This window comes from Ensifer sp. 2TAB8 (assembly GCF_052115125.1).
In the GTDB taxonomy this organism is placed as follows: Bacteria; Pseudomonadota; Alphaproteobacteria; order Rhizobiales; family Rhizobiaceae; genus Ensifer.
On sequence record NZ_JBFRGB010000015.1, the window covers coordinates 46,341 to 68,872 of the forward strand.

Annotated in this window: 25 protein-coding genes; 13 read left to right on the forward strand and 12 right to left on the reverse strand. The window is 59.5% G+C overall.

Features of this window, described 5'->3' with window-relative positions; genetic code table 11:
• Positions 1–107: 107 nt before the first annotated feature.
• The 5 genes from AB4Z53_RS22735 to AB4Z53_RS22755 are packed head-to-tail and all read left to right on the forward strand — an operon-like array spanning position 108 to position 4,950.
• Positions 108–1,031 (forward strand): amidohydrolase family protein, encoded by a 924-nt coding sequence (locus AB4Z53_RS22735; protein WP_034791747.1) that lies wholly within the window; start codon positions 108–110, stop codon positions 1,029–1,031.
• An 18-nt stretch (positions 1,032–1,049) separates the two neighbouring features.
• Positions 1,050–1,994, forward strand: a complete 945-nt coding sequence (locus AB4Z53_RS22740) for an amidohydrolase family protein (RefSeq protein ID WP_441597800.1) — start codon at positions 1,050–1,052, stop codon at positions 1,992–1,994.
• 60 nt (positions 1,995–2,054) lie between these two features.
• Positions 2,055–3,428, forward strand: coding sequence for a UbiD family decarboxylase (locus AB4Z53_RS22745; RefSeq protein WP_441597801.1), 1,374 nt, complete (start codon positions 2,055–2,057; stop codon positions 3,426–3,428).
• Between the two features lie 3 nt (positions 3,429–3,431).
• The gene (locus AB4Z53_RS22750) at positions 3,432–4,013 is read left to right on the forward strand and encodes a UbiX family flavin prenyltransferase (protein ID WP_223730474.1); all 582 of its coding nucleotides are present in this window, start codon (positions 3,432–3,434) and stop codon (positions 4,011–4,013) included.
• A gap of 1 nt (position 4,014) precedes the next feature.
• A complete protein-coding gene (locus AB4Z53_RS22755; protein ID WP_441597894.1) occupies positions 4,015–4,950 on the forward strand; it encodes an XdhC family protein in 936 nt (311 codons plus the stop codon).
• Between the two features lie 46 nt (positions 4,951–4,996).
• On the opposite strand, the gene AB4Z53_RS22760 is transcribed toward AB4Z53_RS22755, so the two are convergent.
• The 5 genes from AB4Z53_RS22760 to AB4Z53_RS22780 form a co-directional block, all read right to left on the reverse strand.
• Complete coding sequence (locus tag AB4Z53_RS22760) at positions 4,997–5,533, reverse strand: GNAT family N-acetyltransferase (protein ID WP_441597895.1); 537 nt, start codon at positions 5,531–5,533, stop codon at positions 4,997–4,999.
• Positions 5,534–5,542: 9 nt separating this feature from the next.
• Positions 5,543–6,244, reverse strand: coding sequence for a RibD family protein (locus AB4Z53_RS22765; protein ID WP_441597802.1), 702 nt, complete (start codon positions 6,242–6,244; stop codon positions 5,543–5,545).
• Between the two features lie 59 nt (positions 6,245–6,303).
• Complete coding sequence (locus tag AB4Z53_RS22770) at positions 6,304–6,882, reverse strand: flavodoxin (RefSeq protein WP_441597803.1); 579 nt, start codon at positions 6,880–6,882, stop codon at positions 6,304–6,306.
• Position 6,883: 1 nt separating this feature from the next.
• Entirely contained in the window at positions 6,884–8,161 is a 1,278-nt protein-coding gene (locus AB4Z53_RS22775) for a multidrug effflux MFS transporter (protein WP_441597804.1), read from the reverse strand.
• A gap of 78 nt (positions 8,162–8,239) precedes the next feature.
• Positions 8,240–9,229 carry an aldo/keto reductase gene (locus AB4Z53_RS22780; protein WP_441597805.1) on the reverse strand — a complete coding sequence of 330 codons (990 nt, stop codon included), beginning with the start codon at positions 9,227–9,229 and terminating at the stop codon, positions 8,240–8,242.
• 185 nt (positions 9,230–9,414) lie between these two features.
• On the opposite strand from AB4Z53_RS22780, the gene AB4Z53_RS22785 reads away from it, so the two are divergent.
• The 6 genes from AB4Z53_RS22785 to AB4Z53_RS22810 all read left to right on the forward strand — a co-directional run bounded on the left by AB4Z53_RS22785 (position 9,415) and on the right by AB4Z53_RS22810 (position 13,443).
• On the forward strand, positions 9,415–10,074 hold the full coding sequence (locus tag AB4Z53_RS22785; RefSeq protein WP_441597806.1) for a hypothetical protein: 660 nt from the start codon (positions 9,415–9,417) through the stop codon (positions 10,072–10,074).
• A 58-nt stretch (positions 10,075–10,132) separates the two neighbouring features.
• Entirely contained in the window at positions 10,133–10,705 is a 573-nt protein-coding gene (locus AB4Z53_RS22790) for a pyridoxamine 5'-phosphate oxidase family protein (RefSeq protein ID WP_441597807.1), read from the forward strand.
• Positions 10,706–11,041: 336 nt separating this feature from the next.
• Positions 11,042–11,905, forward strand: a complete 864-nt coding sequence (locus AB4Z53_RS22795; protein WP_441597808.1) for a class I SAM-dependent methyltransferase — start codon at positions 11,042–11,044, stop codon at positions 11,903–11,905.
• Between the two features lie 649 nt (positions 11,906–12,554).
• On the forward strand, positions 12,555–12,809 hold the full coding sequence (locus tag AB4Z53_RS22800) for a type II toxin-antitoxin system ParD family antitoxin (protein WP_113540316.1): 255 nt from the start codon (positions 12,555–12,557) through the stop codon (positions 12,807–12,809).
• Entirely contained in the window at positions 12,809–13,102 is a 294-nt protein-coding gene (locus AB4Z53_RS22805) for a type II toxin-antitoxin system RelE/ParE family toxin (RefSeq protein ID WP_113540315.1), read from the forward strand. Before AB4Z53_RS22800 ends, AB4Z53_RS22805 begins: the two co-directional genes overlap by 1 nt.
• A 218-nt stretch (positions 13,103–13,320) precedes the next feature.
• Positions 13,321–13,443, forward strand: coding sequence for a hypothetical protein (locus tag AB4Z53_RS22810; protein WP_441597809.1), 123 nt, complete (start codon positions 13,321–13,323; stop codon positions 13,441–13,443).
• 156 nt (positions 13,444–13,599) lie between these two features.
• Here the strand turns inward: AB4Z53_RS22810 and AB4Z53_RS22815 are convergent, their stop codons facing one another.
• The 7 genes from AB4Z53_RS22815 to AB4Z53_RS22845 all read right to left on the reverse strand — a co-directional run bounded on the left by AB4Z53_RS22815 (position 13,600) and on the right by AB4Z53_RS22845 (position 20,488).
• Positions 13,600–14,418, reverse strand: a complete 819-nt coding sequence (locus AB4Z53_RS22815; RefSeq protein ID WP_441597810.1) for a L,D-transpeptidase — start codon at positions 14,416–14,418, stop codon at positions 13,600–13,602.
• 139 nt (positions 14,419–14,557) lie between these two features.
• Positions 14,558–14,878: an ATPase inhibitor subunit zeta gene (locus AB4Z53_RS22820; protein ID WP_113540313.1), complete on the reverse strand. Its 321-nt coding sequence runs from the start codon at positions 14,876–14,878 to the stop codon at positions 14,558–14,560.
• A gap of 335 nt (positions 14,879–15,213) precedes the next feature.
• Positions 15,214–16,479 carry an alpha/beta hydrolase gene (locus tag AB4Z53_RS22825; protein ID WP_441597896.1) on the reverse strand — a complete coding sequence of 422 codons (1,266 nt, stop codon included), beginning with the start codon at positions 16,477–16,479 and terminating at the stop codon, positions 15,214–15,216.
• Between the two features lie 88 nt (positions 16,480–16,567).
• The gene (locus AB4Z53_RS22830; RefSeq protein ID WP_113540311.1) at positions 16,568–16,780 is read right to left on the reverse strand and encodes a hypothetical protein; all 213 of its coding nucleotides are present in this window, start codon (positions 16,778–16,780) and stop codon (positions 16,568–16,570) included.
• Positions 16,777–17,565 carry a DUF2092 domain-containing protein gene (locus tag AB4Z53_RS22835; protein ID WP_441597811.1) on the reverse strand — a complete coding sequence of 263 codons (789 nt, stop codon included), beginning with the start codon at positions 17,563–17,565 and terminating at the stop codon, positions 16,777–16,779. Before AB4Z53_RS22835 ends, AB4Z53_RS22830 begins: the two co-directional genes overlap by 4 nt.
• 141 nt (positions 17,566–17,706) lie before the next feature.
• Entirely contained in the window at positions 17,707–19,521 is a 1,815-nt protein-coding gene (locus AB4Z53_RS22840) for an adenylate cyclase (RefSeq protein WP_441597812.1), read from the reverse strand.
• Positions 19,522–20,149: 628 nt separating this feature from the next.
• Positions 20,150–20,488: a DUF2147 domain-containing protein gene (locus AB4Z53_RS22845; protein ID WP_113540307.1), complete on the reverse strand. Its 339-nt coding sequence runs from the start codon at positions 20,486–20,488 to the stop codon at positions 20,150–20,152.
• Between the two features lie 180 nt (positions 20,489–20,668).
• Here AB4Z53_RS22845 and AB4Z53_RS22850 point away from each other — a divergent pair, with 180 nt between their 5' ends.
• Together AB4Z53_RS22850 and AB4Z53_RS22855 are read left to right on the forward strand one after the other, a co-directional pair.
• Entirely contained in the window at positions 20,669–20,908 is a 240-nt protein-coding gene (locus tag AB4Z53_RS22850) for a hypothetical protein (RefSeq protein WP_441597813.1), read from the forward strand.
• Positions 20,909–21,020: 112 nt separating this feature from the next.
• Complete coding sequence (locus AB4Z53_RS22855; RefSeq protein WP_441597814.1) at positions 21,021–22,463, forward strand: DUF1254 domain-containing protein; 1,443 nt, start codon at positions 21,021–21,023, stop codon at positions 22,461–22,463.
• Positions 22,464–22,532 lie beyond the last annotated feature (69 nt).

Here is a 22,532-nt window from a genome sequence, read left to right on the forward strand (position 1 = left end):
CCGTCTTCGGCATTTCCTTAGATCGCGGATCCACGCCCGGCTTCGGCCGGCATGGCGTTCATCGCGCGGCCCCGCATCGACCGGACCCTCTACGACAGGAGAAACCTATGATTATTGACCTGAGCTGCTATCCCACCGACCTGGTGGACCTGGCTTGGCGACACGACGGACCGCCGTTCACCGGCGACAAGCTGCTGAAGATGATGGATGGCCCCTACTACGTGAACGGCAAGCCGCGCCGGATCGACAAGGCCTTCATCCAGCCGCCGCAAGGCAACACCATCTACACCCACGAGGTGATGGATCTCGAAGGCAAGGCGGCCATCCGCCAGTACATGGCCTACACCGAAAAGATGGTGACCGAGCATCCCGACCGGTTCCTCGGCTGCTTCGTCTACAACCCGCGCTACGGCACCCAGAACGGCGCCGAAGAGATCGAACGCTACGCCAAGGAGTTCGATTTCAAGATGGTGCAGCTGCAGGCAAACATGCACGCCTATCGTCCCGACCGCGCACTCGACTGGCTGCGTCCGGCTCTAAAGAAATGCGCCGATCTCGGCCTGATGGTGAAAGTACACACCGGCGACGGGCCGTACTCGATCCCGACGGAGTTCTACCCGATCATCCGCGAGTTCCCCGAAGTAAACTTCATCCTGGCGCACTTCGGCGTGCAGACCGGCGGCGTCTACGTGTTCGAACCGATGCAGATGGCGCTCGATACGCCGAGCGTCTACGTGGAATCAGGCTGGTGCCTGCAGTCGCGCATCGTCGAATTCGCAAAGGTCCTGCCCAAGCACAAGATCCTCTTTGGTTCCGATACCCCGCCGAACGAGCCGGGCATGTGGATAAACCTTCTGGAAGTCCTCTGCCATGAGCCGCCGCAGGGACTGAACCTCGATGAAGATACGCTGGAGGATTACCTCGGCAACAACGTCGCCCGCATGATCGGCCTTGAGGCAACCAAGCCCCCGGCCACGGTCGAGGAAGCCGAGGCGTATCTGCGCCAGCACGGCGTAGCGCTCGCCGCGTAAATTTGAACGGAGTGAACAATGATCATCGATACCCATCTTCACCCGACCAATCTCGTCGACGAGGCGTGGCGCCACACCGGCGAGCCCTTCACCGGCGAGCGCATGCTCAAACTGATGGACGGCCCCTACATGATCAACGGCAAGCCGCGCCGGATCGACATGGGCTTCATTCAGCCGCCGCCGGGCAACACCGGCTACCGCGACGGTAACCGCAAGGGCCGCGAGGGCATTCGCGACTACATGGCCTATTGCGCCGAGCTTTGCCAGAAGTACCCGGACCGCTTTATCGGCAACTTCAACTACAATCCGCGCTGGGGACCTGAAAACGGCGCGGCGGAGCTGGAATTCCACGTCAAGGAATACGGCTTCAAAATGCTGAAGCTGCACGCCAACATGCACGGCTATCGCCCCGACCGCGCGCTCGACTGGCTGCGTCCTGCGATGAAGAAATGCGCAGAACTCGGCGTGGTGGTTCTCATCCACACAGGCGACGGCCCTTACACCATCCCGACGATGTTCTACCCGATCATCCGTGAATTCCCCATGGTCAACTTCATCATCGGCCATTTCGGCATTCAGACGGGTGGCAACTACTCATTCGAGTCATTCTGGATGGCGATGGATACGCCGAACGTCTACTGCGAGTCCGGCTGGTGCTTCCAGTCGCGCATTGTCGAGTTCGCCCAGCAACTGCCGAAGAACAAGATCGTCTTCGGCACAGACAGCCCGCCGAACGATCCGGGCATGTGGCTGCGCGAACTGGAAGTGCTGTGCAAGGATCCGCCGCATGGCATCAACCTCTCTGAGGATGATCTGGAGGGCTATCTCGGCAACAACATTGCCAAGCTCGTCGGCATCGACCCGTCGCCGCCGCCGCGCGACCTCAGGGACGCACAAGCACGCCTTAAGGACTCCTACGCCGGCGTCGACCGCGCGACGGGCCGTCACCTGGAATTTGCTTGATTGAAGACGACGGCGCCCGTTCCGGGCGCCGTCACTCTCCAGATGCGCCGAGGCTGAGAAATGACCCAATACCACAAGCAAGACGTCCGACGCTTCCTGACGGATTACAGGCAAGAGCACCCCGAAGACGTGATCACCATCGACCGTGCGGTGTCGGATGATCAGGACGCGACAGCGCTGATCTGGAACCTTGCCGACAAGGGCCAGCATCCGATGCTGCATCTTAAGAGTGTTGGCGGCATCGGTTCTGAAGTTCTTTGCAACATCTTTGCCTCCCGCGAGCGGATCGCCCGCCTTCTCGGCTCGACGGCCGAAAATCTGCACGAGGCCTACCAGGCGCGCTCCAATCGGCCGTTCACGCCGGAACTCCTGGAATCCGGCCCGATAAGCGAGGAGATCATCTCCGGCGATGCCGTCGACCTGCACGATCTGCCGATGCTCAAGCATTTCGACACGGATCGTGCGAAATACATCACCAGCGGCATCATCATCGGGGAGCATCCGCAAACCGGTGCCGGCAATCTCAGCTATCACCGCGCGATGATCCATTCGAAAAACTCGCTCGCAACCTCGCTTCACTCGCGCGGCCATCTCTGGCGGTTGATGAACATGGCCAAGGAGAAGGGAAAACCGATGCCCGTCGCCATGGTCATCGGCGGCCATCCGCTCTTCATGGTCGCGGCCTCCGCCCGTCTTGCCTTCGGTGAAGACGAGCGTGATGTCGCCGGTGGCTTGATGGGAGAACCGCTTGAGGTCGTGCGCACGCCAAAATTTGGCATCCGCGTCCCCGCTCATGCCGAAATCGTGCTGGAAGGCGTGCTGGATCCCGAGGCCCATGTGGAGGAGGGGCCTTTCGGCGAGTTCACCGGTTATTCCTCCGATCGTTCGACCAACAATCTCTTCACCGTCGAAACCGTAATGCGCCGGCGCGATGCCATCCTCGTCAGCGTGGCTGGCGGTAACTCGGCGGAACACCTCAATCTCGGTCGCGTGCCGCGCGAGGCGGAGGTGGTGGAAAAACTGAAGGCGCGTTTTCCTTCGATCACTGCCGTGCACTACCCCTCGTCGGGCACGCATTTTCACGCTTATATCGCCATGAACCAGACCCGCGAGGGAGAAGCGCGGCAGGTGATGCTCGGCCTTCTTGGCTGGGACCAGTATCTGAAAACCGTCGTCGTGGTGGACGCGGATGTCGACATCGCCCGTGACAGTGAAGTGCTCTGGGCGCTCGCAACCCATTTCCAGCCGCACAAGGACGTCGTCATCATCGAGGGCCTTCCGGGCAATGCGCTCGATCCCTCCGCCAGCGGCATTGGCACGACCTCGCGCATGGGGCTCGATGCGACCCGCGGGCCGAATTTTCACGGCGTGCGCGCCCGCATCAGCGACGAGGCTTCTGCTCGTGCCGCATTTCTCCTGAAAAGCGTGGGATAGGCCATGGCGCATCCAAGACGCATGATCGTCGGCATTTCGGGGGCATCCGGCGTTGTCTATGGAAAACGCCTCCTCGAAGTGCTGCGCGACCTCGACATCGAGACACACCTGATCATGTCACGCGCTGCCTGCATCACACTTGCGGCCGAGGCGGAGTTCTCGAAACAGGATCTCGAAGCACTGGCGACAACCACACATTCCAACAAGGACATCGGCGCGGCCTGCTCATCCGGCTCCTACAAGACGCTTGGCATGATCGTCGCTCCCTGTTCGGTAAAGACGCTTGCCGAGATTGCAACGGGCACAACGGACAATCTGCTATCGCGTGCCGCCGACGTCGTGCTCAAGGAGCGTCGCCGCCTCGTCCTCATGCTGCGCGAGACACCGCTCCATCTCGGCCACATTCGCAATATGGCGCAAGTGACCGAGATGGGCGGCATCATCTATCCGCCCGTGCCGGCCTTTTATGCAAAGCCACGAAGCATCGAGGACATGGTCGACCACACGGTCGGCCGCGTGCTCGATCTCTTCGAACTTGATGCGGGCGTCGTGCGACGGTGGCAGGGAACGAGAGGAGAGGAATGACATGGCAGGGAGCATCGCCACATATCCGGATGGATTTGCGCCCGAACCCCGTGCCGCATTCTTGTCGGACGATGCCGCCGACATTCTCGCTTTCGCTGCCGAGTGTCTGGAAGGCGGCCATAAGGCGGCCCTTGTCACCCTTGTCGAAATCCGGGGTGGCGCAGCGCGGGCTCTTGGCGCGCAAATGGCCGTGCGCGAGGATGGTTTTTATTGCGGGTTCGTGTCTGGCGGTTGCACGGAGGCGGCCGTGGCGGCTGAGGCCATGACGGCAATCGGGAAGGACATGGATCGCAACCTTCGTCTCGGTGAAGGCTCTCCCTTCTTCGACATCGTTCTTCCGTGCGGCGGCGGAATTACGCTCACCATCCATGTTCTGCGCGATGCAACCGTCTTGCGCCTCGCCTTGACGGCCCTTGATCGCCGCACGCCGATGCGCCTACGCTATCATCCCGGCAAACGAACCCTTTCCTTCGAGCCTGGCGAGGGACCAAGCGGATGGGATGGCCCGTGGTTTTTACGGGCGTATCGACCGAAACCGCGGCTGCTGATCGCCGGCACACCGTTGGAGGCCCAGGTGGTGTCGCAGGTTGCGGCTTCCTGCGGATACGAGGTTGTTGTTCTGGCGCGCAGTGAGCAGCCCTCAGCGGATCAGTTGGACGCCGACACTGCCGTCGCGCTGCTCTTCCATGATATCGATCGGGAACTGCCGGTGCTGAACGCCGCGCTCGCCTCAAAAGCATTTTACGTCGGTGCCCTCGGCAGCCGCAGGACTCACGCGAAGCGTTGCGAGGCTCTTCGCCGTTGCGGTTATGGCGACGACGACATTGCACGCATCAACGCGCCGATCGGGATCTTCGACAAGGCAAGAGATTCGTCCTCTCTCGCTGTCTCCGTCGTTGCCGACATTGCGCACGCACGGGTCGGCTACACAGCGTGAGGCTGTGTCTGCCCTGACCTGTTCCAGCCCTACGGCAGTCAGCAGGTCACCGGGGCGTTGCTGGATCAATCCCGCCCAACGCCATCTCGACCATTGTCGGACGAAAGCCTGCCGTTGCGAACAGTCGCTGGGCTGGCTCGTTCCTGTGGGCCGTCGAGAGTACGAGCAGGTCGGCACCTCGCCTTCGAAGCTCTGCGATCACCGCGTCCACCAGCATGCGACCGACGCCTTGGTTGCGATGTTCGGGATCCACAAAGAGATCGTGAATGACCCCCGCTGGTCCTCGAAGCGCCATATAGTCATATCCCTCGAGAGAGGCATAGGCATATCCGACGATCGCTTCTGCCTGTTCGGCTGCGAGGACCACGACATCGGGCGCCTCCAGCTGACTTTGCAGCCATCGAGCATAGGAAGCCTTCGTGCCGGCTCCCGTCGCGATGAAGCGCTCGGGGTCCCATTGGTGATGGAGCGCCGTCAGCTGCGTGCCGAACGTGCCGAGGACTGGCATGTCTTCCTTCCGGGCGGCTCTGATCGTGATTGATGACGACATTTTGCTGCATGATCCATCTGGTGTTCGAACCATGACCCGCAATCAGTCCGGCAGAACGACCTTGTATCTTAAATGAACGGCGCCATGGCTCAACGGCTCGGCGCCGATCAGCGAAAGCTCGGACTTTCCCGCCAGGCCCTCTTCGCCAAATTCCACCACGCGGTCGCTTCCCCGTCGCGCTTCGAGCGCGGGGGCGACGAGGAAGCTCAGTTCGTCAACCAGGCCGTTGGCGAGAAACGATCCATTGATCGCCGCACCGCCCTCGAGCAGAATTCGCTCGATCCCGAACTCCGTGTTCAAGATTTCCAGCATGGCGCGCACGTCGATCTCGCTGGTCGGTGAGACAAGGTACGAGACGCCGTCGGCCGCCAGCTCGGCGAGATGACTGTCCGGCACGTCACCACCGAGCAGTACGATGACATGGTCGCCGTAGAGGTCACTTGCGTTGAAATGCAGCTTGCCTTGCCTATCGATGGCGATTGCGTAGGTCGAAGCGTCCTTCCTCGCGAAATGATGGGGGAGGGTGACATGGTGGGGAGCTGGGGGAGCATGCGGCCCGGCCTTTGAAATCTCGGCCATCGTCACGCGTCCGACCATCCAGGCATCGCCCTTGTGCCCTGCGTGGATCTGTTCGTAGAGCTTCGACCAGTCCGAGCGGGTCCCATCCGGGCTTTTCGTCCAACGGCTCGGATGAAGGCTGCCGTCGGGCGAGGTCAGCATCAGGCAAACGATGTAGGGTTTCATGTCACGGTTCCGAATTGTCCGAGGAAGACAGGTAGCGTTGGTTTTCGATGACGCAAGGCTCAGTGGTTGACCAGCCAGCCGGACACCTGTTCCAGCGTTCGCCGCTCCTGATCCGCCTCCATCGAGAATGGAGCTTTGAGGTCACTGCCGGGGGCCAGCGAGTGCAGAATTTCGATGCTGTTTCCCAACCCATATCCGCCATGGGTGATGAACGGCACGAGGACCTTGCCGGAAAGGTCATGAGCCGACAGGAACGAGCGAACCGCTGGCGGAGCAGTCATGCTCCAGATGGGAAACCCGAGGTACACTGTCTCGTGTTGAGCAATATTAGCCGCGGACTTTGCAAGCGGTGGCAGATAACCGGACTTCGTCTCCTGGCTCGCCTGAGCGACAGTCTCTTCATAGTCCTCAGGATAAGGCACGGCTGCTGTGATCTCAATGAGAGCGGCACTGCGCGCCCGTCTGATCTGCCGCGCGATGAGGGCCGTGTTTCCTGTGCGCGAGAAGTACGCGACGAGCGTCTTGTTGGGGCCGGCAGGTTCTTGCTGTGCTGACGACCTGCCAGTCGTCAGCGCCAGGCTGGCGGCGGTCAGCGGTAGCGATTTTAACAGATATCGCCTTGCTATCTCATTCGGCATCTCAGGCGCCTCGGCTTCGTCCTTGATTGACGCGGGGCGTTTGCCGGCGGGCGGTGAAAATCACGTAGGAGGCACACAGCGTGCAACCTACACCCATGACGCCGATCACCCAGCCGAGTGGCCGGGGCGTGCCGTCTGCAAAAAACCCGACGAGCCCTGAACCAATGACGCCGCTTCCATATTGGATGGCGCCGACCAGTGCAGATACGGATCCGGCTTCGGACGGAAAATCGGAAAGCGCGCCGGCGATCGAGTTGGCGATGATGAAGCCCGACATCGAGACGAAGACGACCAGTGGCAGGTGCAGTCCCCAGATGGCTCCGAAATCGAAGTAGGCGGCGATTGAAGCCACTACACCTGCCAGCATCGCGATCACGGAACCGGCGAAAAGCAGGCCATTCACGCTGAATTTATGGACCAGGCGTGCATTGATCATGTTGGCGATGACGATGCCGATGATCCCGGAGCCGAAAAGCAGGCCGTAGTAGGCCGCCGGCACGTGATGATAGGTGATGTAGGCCGATGGCGTCCCTGCGATGTAGGCATAGACTCCGGAATAGAAAAACGCGCCGGCGCCGGCATAGCCGAGGATCTGCCTTTGTCTCGCCAGCTCCCAATATCGCCGGAATGCCTCGCTCAGCGGCGCCCGGCTGCGCTTTTCCTCCGGCAATGTCTCGGGCAGGGTGAACAGGGCGAGAAGTGTCGCCAGTCCTACGACGACAAGCGTCCAGAAGATCGCGCGCCAGCCGGCAACCGCATCGATCTGGCCACCGATGATGGGGGCCAGCAGGGGTGCGATCGCCATGATGGCAATCAGGGTCGAGAGCATTTGCGCCGCGCGCGGGCCTTGATAGAGGTCTCGCACCATGGCCCGGGCAAGCACGACGCCGGCACACGCCCCGAGCGCCTGCAAGATCCGCCAGGCGATGATCGCGCCGACGCTCTGCGACATTGCACAACCGATGGAACCGATGATGAAAAGAACGAGACCGGCGGCAACGGGCAGGCGGCGACCGTAACGGTCGCTGAGCGCGCCCCAGATCAGCTGTCCAACGCCGAAGCCGACAACGAAGCCGGACACGGTGTATTCGACAGTGCCGGTGTTGGCGCCAAGGTCTCTCGCCATCTCGGGCATTGCCGGCAGGTAGAAATCGGTGGAGATGGAGGCAAAGCCCATTAGTGCGCTGAGGATCGCCAGAACACGCCACCCGGCAGCGGCAGTGGTCGCCACTTCGCCTGCTGTGGGTCTAAGGGCTGCAGTCTCGGTTTGGGATGGCATGCGGACAAAGCCTTCGTGGGTGGGCAGGAGCAATCACGCTCCCGCCCGTCTGATTGTTATGGGATGTCTGACGTGACCTTAGAGGCCTGTCGTCTTCAGCAACTGTTCGGGATAGCGCTCGCCCTCGATCTTGATTGCCGCGGCCGCCGTTTCGATTTCGGCCAGGTCGGCAGCCGTCAGTTCGACATCGGCCGAGGCTAGGTTCTCTTCCAGGCGATGAAGCTTGGTCGTGCCGGGGATCGTGACGATCCATGGCTTCTGCGCCAGCAGCCAGGCGAGTGCGATCTGCGCGGGAGTGCCGCCCTTGTCGTTGGCGATCTTCTTCAAGAGATCGACGAGCGCCTGGTTCTTTTCCATGGCCTCCGGCGTAAAGCGCGGCAGAATCTTGCGGAAGTCGCCTTCGCCGAGCGTGGTATCCTTGCTCATCGCGCCGGTGAGAAAGCCCTTTCCGAGCGGGCTGTAAGGCACGAGGCCAATGCCGAGCTCGTCGCAGGTTTCAAGGATGCCGTTCGTCTCCGGACCCCGCGTCCAGAGCGAGTACTCGTTTTGAAGCGTCGTGACCGGCTGGACAGCGTGCGCCCGCCGCACGGTTTGAGCCCCGGGCTCAGACAGGCCGAAATGCCTGACCTTGCCTGCAGCAATCAGATCCTTCACGGCGCCCGCCACGTCCTCGATCGGCACGTTCGGATCGACGCGATGCTGATAGAAGAGGTCGATGACATCGACGCCAAGGCGCTTCAGCGAAGCCTCGCAGACCTTACGGATGTGTTCCGGGCGACTGTTTAAGCCTGACTGCTTGCCGTCGATGATGTTGAAGCCGAACTTGGTGGCGATGACCACGCGGTCGCGCACAGGCTTCAGGGCTTCGCCGACCATCTCCTCGTTGGTGAAGGGCCCGTAGACCTCCGCCGTGTCGAAGAAGGTCACGCCGCGCTCGACCGCCTGGCGGATCAGCGTGACGCCATCCTGCTTGCTGACCTTGCTGGCATAACCGAAATCCAGTCCCATGCAGCCGAAGCCGAGTGCCGAGACTTCCAGGCCCGTTCTGCCGAGAATGCGCTTCTTCATGTCTTTGCTCCGTTCGTGATAGCGACGAGCGTGCAGGGCTTGCGGCCCCTGGATCGGCCGGCGCTCTCGCCAAGAGGGCGCGGGGGGATCAACTCGCCGTGGCTTGAATCTAGAGCTGGAGGAGCAATTCGATTAGATGCTAAGTCACGCATGAACCTATACTGTGGATTCATGAATGAAGCGCGATGAACCAGGTGACCTTGTCGCGTTCGGCGTTGTTCCACGCCGACGCTGCCGCCGAGTTGGAGCGACAGATCGAGCTTAACGGTGCGGCTATGCTTCCCGACCTCATCCTGTCGGCCGAACGACGTGCGGTCACCCTCCATGCGATGGAGTTGGACGCGGTGGCCGGAGGCGGCATCGTCGTTATCCTCGTCGGCAGTAATATGCGCCAGAGCGTGCAACTGGTCGACGATTTTAGGCAGTCGCTGCAGGCAAGCAACGGTGCCGACATTCTCGTCGAAGATGCGGGAGAACGATTGGCCAAGACCGCTGACGTCGACAGCGATCGGCACTACCGCGAAGCACTGGTGAATGTGATGACGCTGTCACTGTCGGTCTGGCGACAGGCGACGTCCAAAAACAAGTTCGACCTGGCGGAGCAAAGCGGGATCTGGCGGGTCAATCTCGATCGCTCCTCGCTCCAGGTGCGCACCTTCGACAAGTATCTGCTGCTCGAAACCTTGCCGCAAAACCCGCGTTGGCGCGATGTCGTCATGACCGGTGAATTCGTTGTCGCCTTTACGCAGAAGCAAGGCGTGGCAGAGGTTTCTTCGGGGGAAATGAGCGATCTGCGAGAGTCTCTGTCGCGCTTGCGCACGATTGTTCGCAAGCGAACGGGATAGAGGATCGGGCGTGCGGCAAATTGCGGCTTGTCAAAGGATTTGAGCAAGAGGTGGTGCAATGAACCTTGAAGAAGTGGATGTTTCCGCGTGGTCGAGCCTCGAAACCGCGGCGAAAGATCCGCAGTCGGGATTGAGATTCGTCAACCTGTGTTCTGTTGATGCGGCAGGCCGCCCGCAGGCGCGCATAGTCGTGCTCCGGCGGGTCGACAGGGCGGCTCGTCTTCTCGAAATTCATACCGATACACGTAGCCCGAAATGGCTCGAACTATCTCGAAATCCCTTCGCCACCGTTCTCGGCTTTTGCGCATCGACGCGAGTTCAACTCCGCCTTGCCGGGACCATCCGACTTCATTCCCCTGGCAGCGATCTCGCCGAGAGGGCATGGAGTGAGCTTTCCGCCTGGACGAAAAACACCTATGCCGGGGGCCCGCCGGGAGATGAGCCTGGTAACGGTGGATCGGTTCCCGGCGCAGCGAGGGGAGACGCTGATGGGAAGGCGTTCTTCGGCGTTATAAGCTTCCGCGCCGATACCCTGGACTGGTTCGAGCTACGGCGCGCCGACAACCGTCGCGCCGTTTTCGAATATGGCGATCTCGGCGGACTGGTGGCCTCGCGATGGATCAATCCTTGAGCGTCAGTACGACGAGATGATCGAGGCAATAGCGAACCAAGAACCTGACCCAGCCAAGGCGTTGGTTCCCGCTTGAAGCAGGCGCAACGAACGCTCCAGCCTTGGGATGTACTCGCATTTGAGATCGTCGGTCGGCTTCCGCGAGCTCCTTCACCCTGCGCTTGGCCATGTCCGTACTTTGTTCCATGGAACCTCTGACGATCGGCAAAGCTCGCGCAGCTCTTGCAGGTCGCAGGTTCGATCCGACTTCAAGGCGATCGAGAGGCGCCTACGTCGTTACCCCGATATTTGCCACCCCCAGAAACGGCGTATAATTTCTAGGGGAGGGCTTCGACCATGACCGTCAAGAAGCAACAGTCGACCAACGCGGACAATTTTACCTTCTATAGTGCTCAGTATGCGCGCTTCGGCAGTCGACTCGCAGCCGAGGTCAGACTCGAGGCCTATGGCGAGGACCTCGGCCAGCAAGGATGGCGGTCGCTTGGCGAACAAGTCGAAATAATCGGACTTGTTCAAAAGAGTCCTCAGGCCAAACTGCTCGATGTCGCTTGCGGGTCTGGCGGTCCATCGATTGCGATTGCCGCCGCCACGGGATGTAGACTGACGGGCGTCGATATTGAAGAGGCCGCTATTGAGCACGCAAAGGCATTGGCTGCGACCGCGCACCTGCCGCTCGGTGCAACGTTTATTGTCGCCGATTGCAGCCAGCAACTGCCATTCGATCAGGGAGAGTTCGACGTCATCTCCTGCATCGACGCAATCATACACCTGGCGTCCCGCCGCGAGGTGTTCGCAGACTGGTTCAGGCTACTCCGGCCGGGCGGTCGGCTCATTCTGACTGATGCGTGCGTCCTAACCGGGGTTGTCTCGAAGGAAGAATTGGACATCCGGGCGTCACAGGGAACGTTTCATATCGTCCCTGCGACGTTCAATGAGCTCATGCTTGAGAGAGCCGGCTTCGAGCTAAAGGTCTGCAGAGATACGACGGAAGCCGTCTCGAATCTGGCGTTGCGTCTCTATCACGCTCGCGAATCGCGCCGTGGCGCGCTGTTGGAAGAGGAGGGCGCGGGCTGGTTCGAAAGCAGGCAGGTATTTCTCAAGACGTCCGCGGAATTGGCCGGAGCGGGGAAACTATCAAGATTTCTCTATGTCGCTGAGAAGCCAACGAAATCGTGGATTTCTCAACACCAGCCAGCATGATTGCCTCAATATGACATGAGACCGCAAATCGTAAGGGTTCATTCGCTCGCCGATGCAAAGGAACGTTGGCTGGCTCTGGGAGCGAACAGATGTTGCGGCCGTTTCAATCACTCCGCGAGAAACGGCGGCCGCCGGATGCGCGTAAGTCTCACTCAAGCAGAAGCAGGCAAACCCCCTGAAATCGTGGGGGTTTCAATGACATACGTATTCGAAGTGGTCGACCAAGCTGGGGCAGTGCGCAACTACGTAGCTAAATTTATGCGGCGGGAAGCAGACACGCTGATCGTGGAGCACCGCGGACTTCAAATGAGGTTCGCCATATCGCACATCGTCGACTGGTGCGCTGTGGATTGAACTTGACTGGCCCCTTCGGACGACATCAACGGTTCGTCGACGACGATCCCAAGGCGATCAAGGAAAAGGCTCTTCGCGCCGTGTCCCACATCCTCGCCGCCCTCTGAAGAGCCGCAGACGAATTTGTCTTAACCGCGCGTCGGTTGCGTATCTGCCCGGTTCAAAGTGGCGAAGGATAGGCATTCTTTTTCGAAGCGCCTGGATCGTCGGTTCCGTTCTAGAGCTTCCTGCACCGTTTCCTCGGTTTGACAAACTTTGCCATCACGGGGTATTTTGAAGTGCCAAGGAGACTGGAATGGCGACGATGAATGTGTCCCTGCCGGACTTGATGAAAGACTGGGTTGAAGCGCAAGCCAAGACCGGTCGATACTCGAACGCGAGTGATTACGTTAGGGACCTTATCCGCAGAGATCAGGCCCGCACTGATAAAATTACCGAGATGCAACGTTTCGTCGATGACGGAATTAAAAGTGGCGTTGGAACCCGTTCGAAGGACGAGTTGTTCGCCGCAGCCATCGCGCGAGCCGAGATCATCCGCGGACGCGATTAATGCAATTCAGCCTCTCTGTCGAAGCGGAAGAGGATATCGTCTCAATCGCCGAACAAGGCGTGCGCACCTTCGGGTCTTCGGTCGCCGAACAATATCACGAAGAGCTTTTTGTTCTGCTCGAGCTTATTGCCGCGAACCCTCGAATGGCACGTGAACGCCATGAGATTTCTCCGTCTGTCAGGATCCATCCCTTCAAGGCCCATCTGGTAGTCTATCGGATCAACGATGACGGAAGCATTTTCGTGATTCGCGTCCGCCACGGGCACGAAGATTGGATCGGAGATTTCCTCTAATGCTCCACAGGATAACCGCAGATCAGCAAACGGCGATCTCGCAGGCGACTGCCTGACGAGTTTGGACTTTCGATTAGGAGAAACTCTCCCGCAATGCCACAAAAGTATACCTGTCGCCTTGTGAAAGGTGGTGCAATCAGCAACTTCACATACACGGATTTGCTGGTCGATGGTTCGTTTGGGCGGGTGCAGTGCGATGACCCTCGGTCGATCAAGTGATGAGCTACGCCAAGGGTCGCATGCCCGGTAGTGGCGTGGAACGGTTCGATGTCGGCTGCGCCAATTGCTCCCACTATGCCGGCGACCTGCTGCGCTGTTTGCTGCATTCGCAGCACTGCTGAGTTTTCGAGGGAGACTCGAGTTATCCGGCCAGGTCCATATCGGCCCAATTCCACCATCCGGTCTCTGCCGATCAGCCGCGGTAGGATCAAGCGGCTGACTTTTTGCCAAGGACCGTCGTGGTTCTTCGGGTCCCTGCTCACTCGGCGCAGCACCTATTAGGCAACCACAATCGGGACTTTGGTCGGCGACGCCTTGACCCGGTTGTACAGATCGACAACGTCCTGGTTGATCATGCGCACGCAACCGGAAGAGGCCTGTGTGCCGATGGTCCACCACTCCGGTGAGCCGTGCACGCGATAGCCGGTATCGCGGCCGTCCTTGTATATATAGTGCGCGCGGGCGCCGAGCGGGTTGTCGAGGCCACCCGGCTGGCCGCCCGTCCATTTCACCAGCTCCGGCTTGCGCGCGATCATTTCTTTGGGCGGCGTCCAGGTCGGCCATTGCTTTGTATACTGGATCTCCGCGCGGCCGTTCCATTCGAAGCCCGCCTTGCCAATGCCGACACCGTAGCGGACCGCTTCGCCGCCTTCCTGCACCCAATAGAGATGCCGCTCATTGAGCCGCACCACGATCGTGCCCGGCGCTTCACCAGTCGGATCGCGAACGATCTGACGACGGAATTCCGGCTTAACCTTTTGGAACGGGATTGCCGGGATGACGAAGCCATTGTCGGTCAGCGAGGCATACATCGTACTGTTGTCGGTGATGTTGCCGTCGACGCTGATTGGTGGGATTGCCCCGGTCGACATGTAGTCAACGCCCAAAGGCGACATGCGACCGGACGGTTCGAGCGATGGGAGTTCGAGGGCCTGCGAGCAGCCGGAGGCACCAAGCAGGGTCATGACACCGAAGTTTGAAAGCAGGGTGCGGCGGGATACGACGTAGCCGGCTTCCGAAATGGTCGCGCCGGAGGGCAGCTTCTGATCTTGCGGTTTACGCATGCATTTTTTTACCCCAAACGACGTCGGCATCATGCCTCCGGATGGGCGCATTTTTACGATTCATGGTTAAAAAGGAGTGAAGCCGTAACCGACCGCACGGGTGCTTAATCGCAGCCCAGGCCATTCCAGCAACGGGTTCTGGCCGCGATAGCGGCCTTCGCCTCAAGACACGTTACTGCGAGAGATTGCGGGCGATCTGCACGAGTGCGACGTCGCTTGCATCCGCGCGCTGAGTTTGTTTTCCAGCTTCCAGCCAAGACTGGTTCATTACGTTCAGAATCTGCTCGTCGGATTGAACGACGCCGGCAACTTCGAAATCTCTTCGAATAATGGCAAGAAGATCATTGCGTTCGAAGTCGAGCGCCCTCATCGCAAGCTCGTTCGAATAGGCGATCGCGCTGTCACCGGTAAGAGCCAGTTTTTCCGCGGCCCAAATGCCAACCAGTTTGTTGCGCCGTGCCATTCTCATCACGTCTGTACGCAGGCCAGTCATCGAGATGCTCCCAAGCTCACTTGATGCTATCCTATCCGAATCTCCCTCCTTTCCAAATGAGTCTATGTCCCTCGTGGCTGCTTCTGCGAGAACCACCATGCCCTGGAACAGAATTGACCAGTCCGAAGGTTAGTCCGAATTGCTTTGTTTCTCCCGATAGTCCTGCGATCCAAACATATGGCGCAACGGAAAACGACTATCCGCTCGGGCCTTCGACGGTCTGCTGATCTTTCGTGAGAAGAGGGGAAATGTCGGCGGCAAGCGCATTGCCGCCAACCAATGCCAGGATCGCTGCCGCCAGGCCGAGATTGATCTAGCTATTCATGGGCTGATCCTCAGTCTTGGTGCGAGCGACACGTGGGAGCGCGTTCTAAGCTCTGATTTGAAACACAGTCCTTGGAGGCGTTCGCCGGTTTGCTGCCCGACGGGCCCGCTAACCCGTTCAAATGGTGAACGTAGTTTTCGCGTGTCGCTTGATCGACAACGGCGACCGGGGCAGCGAGGACCAGGCCCGCAGCACTGCCTGCTGCTGCCGCAACTCCGGCCGTTCCAGCGATAAGATGATCTCCAAGGCCCATCTTGCTGTCCGTCAGGGTTTGGCCGTCAGAAATCCGGGCGCCGATCAGCTGGACCACCTGCGGTGATTCCGCGAACTTGCCATGGTGCATACTGTCTCCGGCCTTCACCTTGGTCAGATCAATGACGGTGATATCGTGGTTCGCCAACTCTTGCCTATAAGGGGCTTGCTCCGGATCGATCGATCCCAGCCGGGGGATATCACCCCAGACCCTGCGCGAGAAAGCGAGCGCCCGGTCGTCCTGCGATACGAAAAGGGTGAACCGCGGGTGCTGGTCGCCCATGTCCTCGATCTGCGAGCGAAACACATCGACGTCGACGTCGGGGGCCGCGAGCATCACGTTTTTGAACTTTGCCGGTAGGCGTCCGTTGCGGATGGCCATCTGCCGGAGCGCTTCCAGCGTCAGCCAGTTGCCCATCGAATGAGCAAGGATCGAGACGTCTTTCACCTCCTTATCCGCAGCCAAATACTGGAACAGTGATTCCAGCGCATTGCGGGTATAGTTGGTGCTTTCACGGTCATAGCCATAGGCCAACAGGCTGCCCCGCGATGGCCAGGTCACCAGAACGGGCGCGCTTTTGACGCCGGAATCATGGACAATCTGGGCAAAACGATAGACGGAGTCTTCGAAGCGATTGTTGAACCCGTGGATGAACACGAGCACGCTCCGGTCGGGACTTTTCCTGACGGAAGTACTCAGCCAGGCCTTAGCCTCGTCCTTCGACAGTTCATCCGCCTTCAAGGTTGCAAAGTCTGTCGCCGGGTTGGCGGGCAGCTTCTTTGGCCACGCCACGTCACCCACCTTCCGTAGAGGGGGGATGGATACGGTAATGTCCGCAAACGTTGACGCACGTGCCCTCTCGCCCGAGAACATTTCTCCAGGCACTTTTGAGCGGTCACGCGTCGTCGTGATCAACATCTCCACCCGGCTTGCATCGGCTGACGTCTCGGCGACGGGCGTCAAAACACCCTTCGGGTGGCCGCCGCATCCCGAAACCGTGATGAGCGTCAAGCAAAGGATCATCCGGCGCAGGCGACTTGAGAATGAAGCGACGCGTGCATCGCTGGTTTCAGATTTGATCAAAACGCTTCCGATTCCTGAAATCTTGGCTCTAGCAATAATAGACGCCGACGGCACAGCGTCTCACGGTTCGCCGAGCCACGCCCGCGACGCTGACAGGCGTCAAGGGGCGACCGACACGAGCCTCGGCGTGCTTGGCAAAACCGTAGAGCCCAAGGATTGGCGCTTGCTCAGCGACATCGATCGCGGGAAGCAACAGCGCGGCAATAACCAGAACGGTCTTCAGTCTCCCGAGCACGGTCATTTGTTGCCTCCAATGGACAGGTGATCTGGTAGTTCGTCGATGTCGGCAAGATTCTTCAATTCCACCTTCCTCGCGTCGGTCTTGTTGACGAAACTATAGTCTTCCGCCACGACATCGACGCCCGTCTTCCAGTCCGAAATCTGGATGCTGTATTGCGGACCTTGCTCGATCTGACTGGCGGTAATCACGTAGCGGCAGGGATAAGGCGTTTCTCCCTGCGCAATCCAAATCTGCCAGTCGACGTCTTTCGCCCGGAAAGCGAGATGATCGCATTCGACACCCCCGATCACGCCGCTGCCGAGGTCCTTTACGTTGGTTACGCCCTCCATCAGCTTGTCATAGGCATCGGGCAGGAGCAGGTCCCCGCCGGGCACGGGTTTGCCGAGCTTATCCCGCATTGCATCGACCAGATGCTCGAGTGTGCCGGGGAGTTCCACCTGGGTGTAGCGGTTCATATCCTTTCCGACCAACGTCACCGTCTTGCCGTCGAAAACCACTTCAACATTGGCGAAGCCGCCAGTTCGCGTGGCGCGCACTTTGTCCGGTCGCCCTAGTTCGATCTTGCCGGAACTCGCCAGCAGCAATTTCTGATGGTCGCTGGTGACGAATTCCAGGTTTGAATCGTAGGCGAACGAAATCGCCTTTTGCGAAGCGAGACAGTCTGACATCGCCTTGAGGAGGCTTTTTGCCTCGACTTCTGCCGCCATGGCTCCTTGTTGCGCAATCAGCCCTAATAGTAAGGCGAGTGCAGCGGTTGGGGCGGTTTTCTTACTCCAGCGGATCATCGGCCTTTGCCTCTCGGTGCCTGGCATGCATCAGTCGCCGGCCGGCGGCTAATATCGGCAAACTGTAGACACAGCCGCGAATGAACGCCCGTAACGTCTGGTAGGTTCTGAACGAGGAGACTGTAGGATCTGCCTACAGCCCTAGGGGCGTTTTGCTGCAGCGGCGGCCAACATCTCCGCCGCGACGTCCTCTTCGTTCGGCACAGGAAGCCCCGCCTTCCGGAGCGATGCGATCATCCGCAGATTGTCCATCGGCTGGATGTTGCGTTTCCTGTGCTCCTCAATGATGTTCGGGACGTAGTCTGGACGCATCTTCATGAAGATCTCTCCCTCGCGCCTTGCGTCATCCAACAATCCAGCGTCGGCGTAGATGGCGGTCGCGACCAGGTGAAACATCGGGAACTGTTGCAGGTTCGTCTTGCGGATGAGGCTCACCGCCTTGTCTTGATCGTTCAGCATATAGGCCGCGAGCGCTCGTGCTCCGTGATAGAAGCTTGCGCCACCGGGATTAAGCGCAAGTGCTCTGTCGAGGAGATCCGCGCCACGCTGCCATTCGCCACAGATTGCGAGCCGCGTCCCGAACTCACCCAACAGCTCCGTGTCGTTCGGGTTTAGTGCCAAGGCTTCCTCGCCAACCTGAAGCGCTTCTGCGAGTTGTTGGTTGAAAAACAATGCGATCATCAAGGATTGAAGCGCCCGGGTGTTACCCGGTTCCAGTTCAATGGCCCGTCGGGCCGAGCGCAAAGCGCGCTCAAGCGGCGTCGGTTGACTGCTTCTGGGGTTGAAGCGAAAGCGATCCTCATCGAGGTACAAGATGGAAGACATTGCCCACGCGGTCGCATAGCCTGGGTAGCGCGCAATGACGCTTTCCAGGCACTCTCTGGCGCTCAGATGGGTCTCCGGGCTCAATTCTGAACGATACGCATAGAAACGAAGTGTACAGTCGTAGACCCCAAGGTCGTCAGGGGGAGGGTTTGTTGTCGCAGCCTGCGCGATAGCGCCGTAAGGCTGAGCTATGGCGGACGCAACCTTGCTCGCGACGTCGGATTGGATGACGAACAGTTCCCGGCTCGTCAGGTCATCGTCATAGGTCTGCGACCAGAGAATTGCGCCGTCGGATGTGTCCAGCAAGCGCGCCGTCACCCGGACCTTAGAACCTGCCACCCTGACGCCGCCTGCAAGCAGATAGCGGGCACCGAGCCCGCCTCGAACCTCGGAAGGCTCAACCTGTGGAGAGAGAGACTTTGATGTCTCGCGGCCGAAAACCTTGATCTCCTTGAACCGCGGCAGGGCGGTGAGCAATTCTTCGGTCAGCCCTGCTGTGTACAGTTGGGCCTTGGGGCCGTCGCCAAGATTGGCAAAGGGTGCGATCACCAGCTTTGGCTCGTCTGGTGACCTTGCGGCTCCGGCACGTTTCGCGGCCTCAACTATTCGCTCGCTCCCCCAGTATGTCAGCGCGGCAAGACTGATGACGCCAACAAGCCCCAACATCAGCCACCCGCGACGCTGCCAAGCTTGACCGACCTGCTTGCTTCCCGTGTCGACCGGGGTAGAAACGGAGCCAGGGGATATCGGACAGTTCCAGGCGAACGAGGGCGCATAACGTCCCTTTGGGATATCTATCCTGACGGGATCGTCCTGTCCGGCCACGAGGTAGTAGCGCTCGAGCGCACGTCTCAGCCGCCCGGCCTCGATGCGGACGACCGGATCGTCCTGGGTGAAGTCTTCGCCGCGCTTGAATACCTCGACCGCGATGGTGTAGCCCTTTAGACGCTGCCCTCGTCCCGCAAGAGACTCCTCGACGACGAAGCTGAGAAAGGCCGGACCGCGACCTCCCTTTGGAAACTCCGCACTCGAAATGATGCGCGCAAGTTGGTCACGAATATCTGCGGCGGTTGGTACAGATCCTGGCGGTTCCCCCATGCCGGCTGATCCGTGTGCCACAAATGTGTCCATCAATCGCTCCTACGACGCACACAACTGCGACAATCACAGATTTAGTTTGCGTTCCTTGATGTAACCTACGCTGCCAAGTTCTGCTCGTCCAGAAACCGCATCGGACCACAACAGAGATTTGTTGTTGCATTAAATGGCATCGTGATCGTTGTGGGGGGATGGTCCTGAAGCAGGAATGACCGTCTAGCCCCGTGGCCGCTGCACTTTACGTCGCGCGCGGAAATAGGGAGGCCTGGATTCTTCACGCCGGTTCGCAGGCAATTCCTGAAGGACTTTCGCCGTCGACACAGTGAATGGCGAGAGATTGCGGGGAGTGCGTGCGATGAGGACAACGATCGCGCGGGGGTCCCGTCGCGGCTGGTGAACCCTAAGACCGAATTTGGGCCGTAATAAGCGCCGAGTTGCAGTGAGCGCCGACCGACGGAGCGTGCCGTTTGCGATCGTGTTTGGGAAGGCGGCTGCCGCGCGGATAGCCCTGATCGGCAACGACGTTGGCTCAAGGCCAGGCGGGGGGCGTGGACACTGGCAATGGAGACGTTTGCAGCTCTGATGGGGAGGCAGCAGCTGCAAACGTAGAGGTCGGAGACGCTCTATCCGCTTGTTTAGCGCGGGAGGAAAACCTCTATTTTCACATTCGTGGCCAGGTCTGAGATTCGCACACAACCTTCAGCACACATCCCTTCATCTTCAGGGCGTTACCCGAAACGGTAAGGGAACCGTCATAGGTCTTGTTCGCGTCCGGATCTGTTATCTTTCCTGAGTAGCTGCCGTCCTTGCCATGGAAAGTACCGATCTGCTTGCCTGCATGCTTTCCGGATTTCAACGTGATGCAGTAACCTCCACCGCAAGAGGAAATCGCCGCAGTGTCGCCCAGTTCGGTTTTCCAGTTACCGATGATCGGGTCTTCTGCGAAGGCGTTGCCTGAAGCCAGCGTGAGTGCGGCAGCCATGGCGAAGATATGCTTCATATGTCGCTCCTATGATTGGGACCCGCCGAGCCTACGCCCGTACCTCCTCGAGCGCCTGTAACAACTCGTAGGTTCTCTGTAAGGCAACGGTTGTGAGGCCCTTCGTGCGATGTAACGTCTGAGGTATGAGGGGCCGATTGTTTCATCTTTCCGCGTGATGAGAGTTCCGCGATTTGTGACATGAGCTTCGTCCCGCCGACCCATGTTCCGGCAATCAATGTAAAAACTCTTGGCTTCCCCCGCGCGCAACGAACCTTAGCTGGAAACGTGGAACAGCCCCCAAAAGACAAGATGTCGGCAGCGCTCGCCATCGTGTCGTCTCCGGCCTGCGAGTACGACACCGCGACCGTAACAGGGGCGTTGGATACTGTAAGCTACTTTCCTTTTGGCCGCCGTATTGAGCATGTCGATGCTGGATAATGCAGTGAGGAGTGGCCGCTCGATGCAACCAACCCGACGTCGGCGGAAAAGCGGCGGGTCGCAGATTTTCCCCTAGCCGCGTTTCGTTACAGGATGTTTTTGGAGGATAGTAATGAATATCACGCGTCGTGAGTTAACGGTGGCCGGTCTTGGGCTGATGGCCGCCGGTTCCATGGGGTCGGCGGCGAACGCCGAAGACGGACTGGTGGCAAATTTGCCGGAAGGTCTTGACGAATTCGCATTGGCCGTCGAGGCCTACATCTACGCCTATCCGCTTGTGACAATGGAGATCAGCCGGCGCGTGATCACCAACGTCGCCGAGGTTAAGGGAACCCGAGGTCCGATGGGGCATGTCATCAAGCTGCGCCAGTACCCGGATGCCAAATTCCGCGACGTGACGGCGCCGAATGCCGACACGCTCTATACGACCGCATTTTTCGATGTGGGTGATGAACCCTGGGTGATCAGCCTGCCCGACCTCAAGGATCGTTATGCTCTGTTTCCGATGCTGGACGGCTGGACGACGGTGTTCGACGTTCCCGGAAAGCGGACGACCGGTACAGGGGCGCAGACCTTCGTTGTGACCGGCCCCGGTTGGGAAGGGACGCTGCCGGAAGGGCTGAAGGAATACAAGTCGCCGACAAGCATCGTCTGGTTGCTTGGGCGCATCTATTGCACGGGCTCTCCGGAGGACTACGCGGAGGTTCACAAGCTGCAGGATGAAGTGAAGCTTTATCCCTTGAGTGCATGGGGCAAGGACTGGACACCACCCAAGGGCAAGGTCGATCCGTCGGTCGACATGAAGACCGCGGTTCGCGCGCAAGTCAACAAGATGGATGCCGTCGAATACTTCACCCTGTTCGCCGAGCTCCTGAAAAGAAATCCGCCGAGCGAAGCCGATGCACCGATCGTCGCCAAGCTCGCCGAGCTGGGCATCGTTCCCGGCAAGGACTTCGACAAGACCAAGTTCGACCCCGCATTTGCAAAGCGCGTCCCTGAGCTGGGTTTTGCCCGCATCATGCTGCATTTCAAATTCAGCGACGGTGACGTTCAGGACATCGACGGCTGGGGCTTCACAATGAAGACCGGCATCTACGGCACCAACTATGTCCAGCGGGCCTTGATCACCGCGATCGGTCTTGGGGCAAACCGGCCGCAGGATGCGATCTACCCAACGTCGATGAAGTCCGGAGGCAGCCTGATCAAGCGGGCCTACAATGGGTCCGACAAGTATGTGCTGACGTTCAAGAAAGGTCTGACACCGCCGGTTGGGGGCTTCTGGTCGCTGACCATGTACGACGCGGAGTATTTCTTTGTCGACAACCCGCTCAACCGTTATTCGATCAGTGCAAGGGAGCCGCTCAAGGCCAACCCGGACGGCTCTATCGACCTGTTGATCCAGCACGAATCTCCGGGAGCGGATAAGGAATCAAACTGGCTGCCGGCGCCCAAGGGGAAATTCATCCTCATGATGCGCCTGTATTGGCCGAACGAGGCCAATCCCTCCATCATCGACGGCACGTGGACGATCCCGCCGGTGAGAAATGTAAGCTGATTGCAAGCTGGCAATGGGCGGCTTCACGCCGCCCATTCATTACCCTCAGCGTGTGATCAATTCGGCACT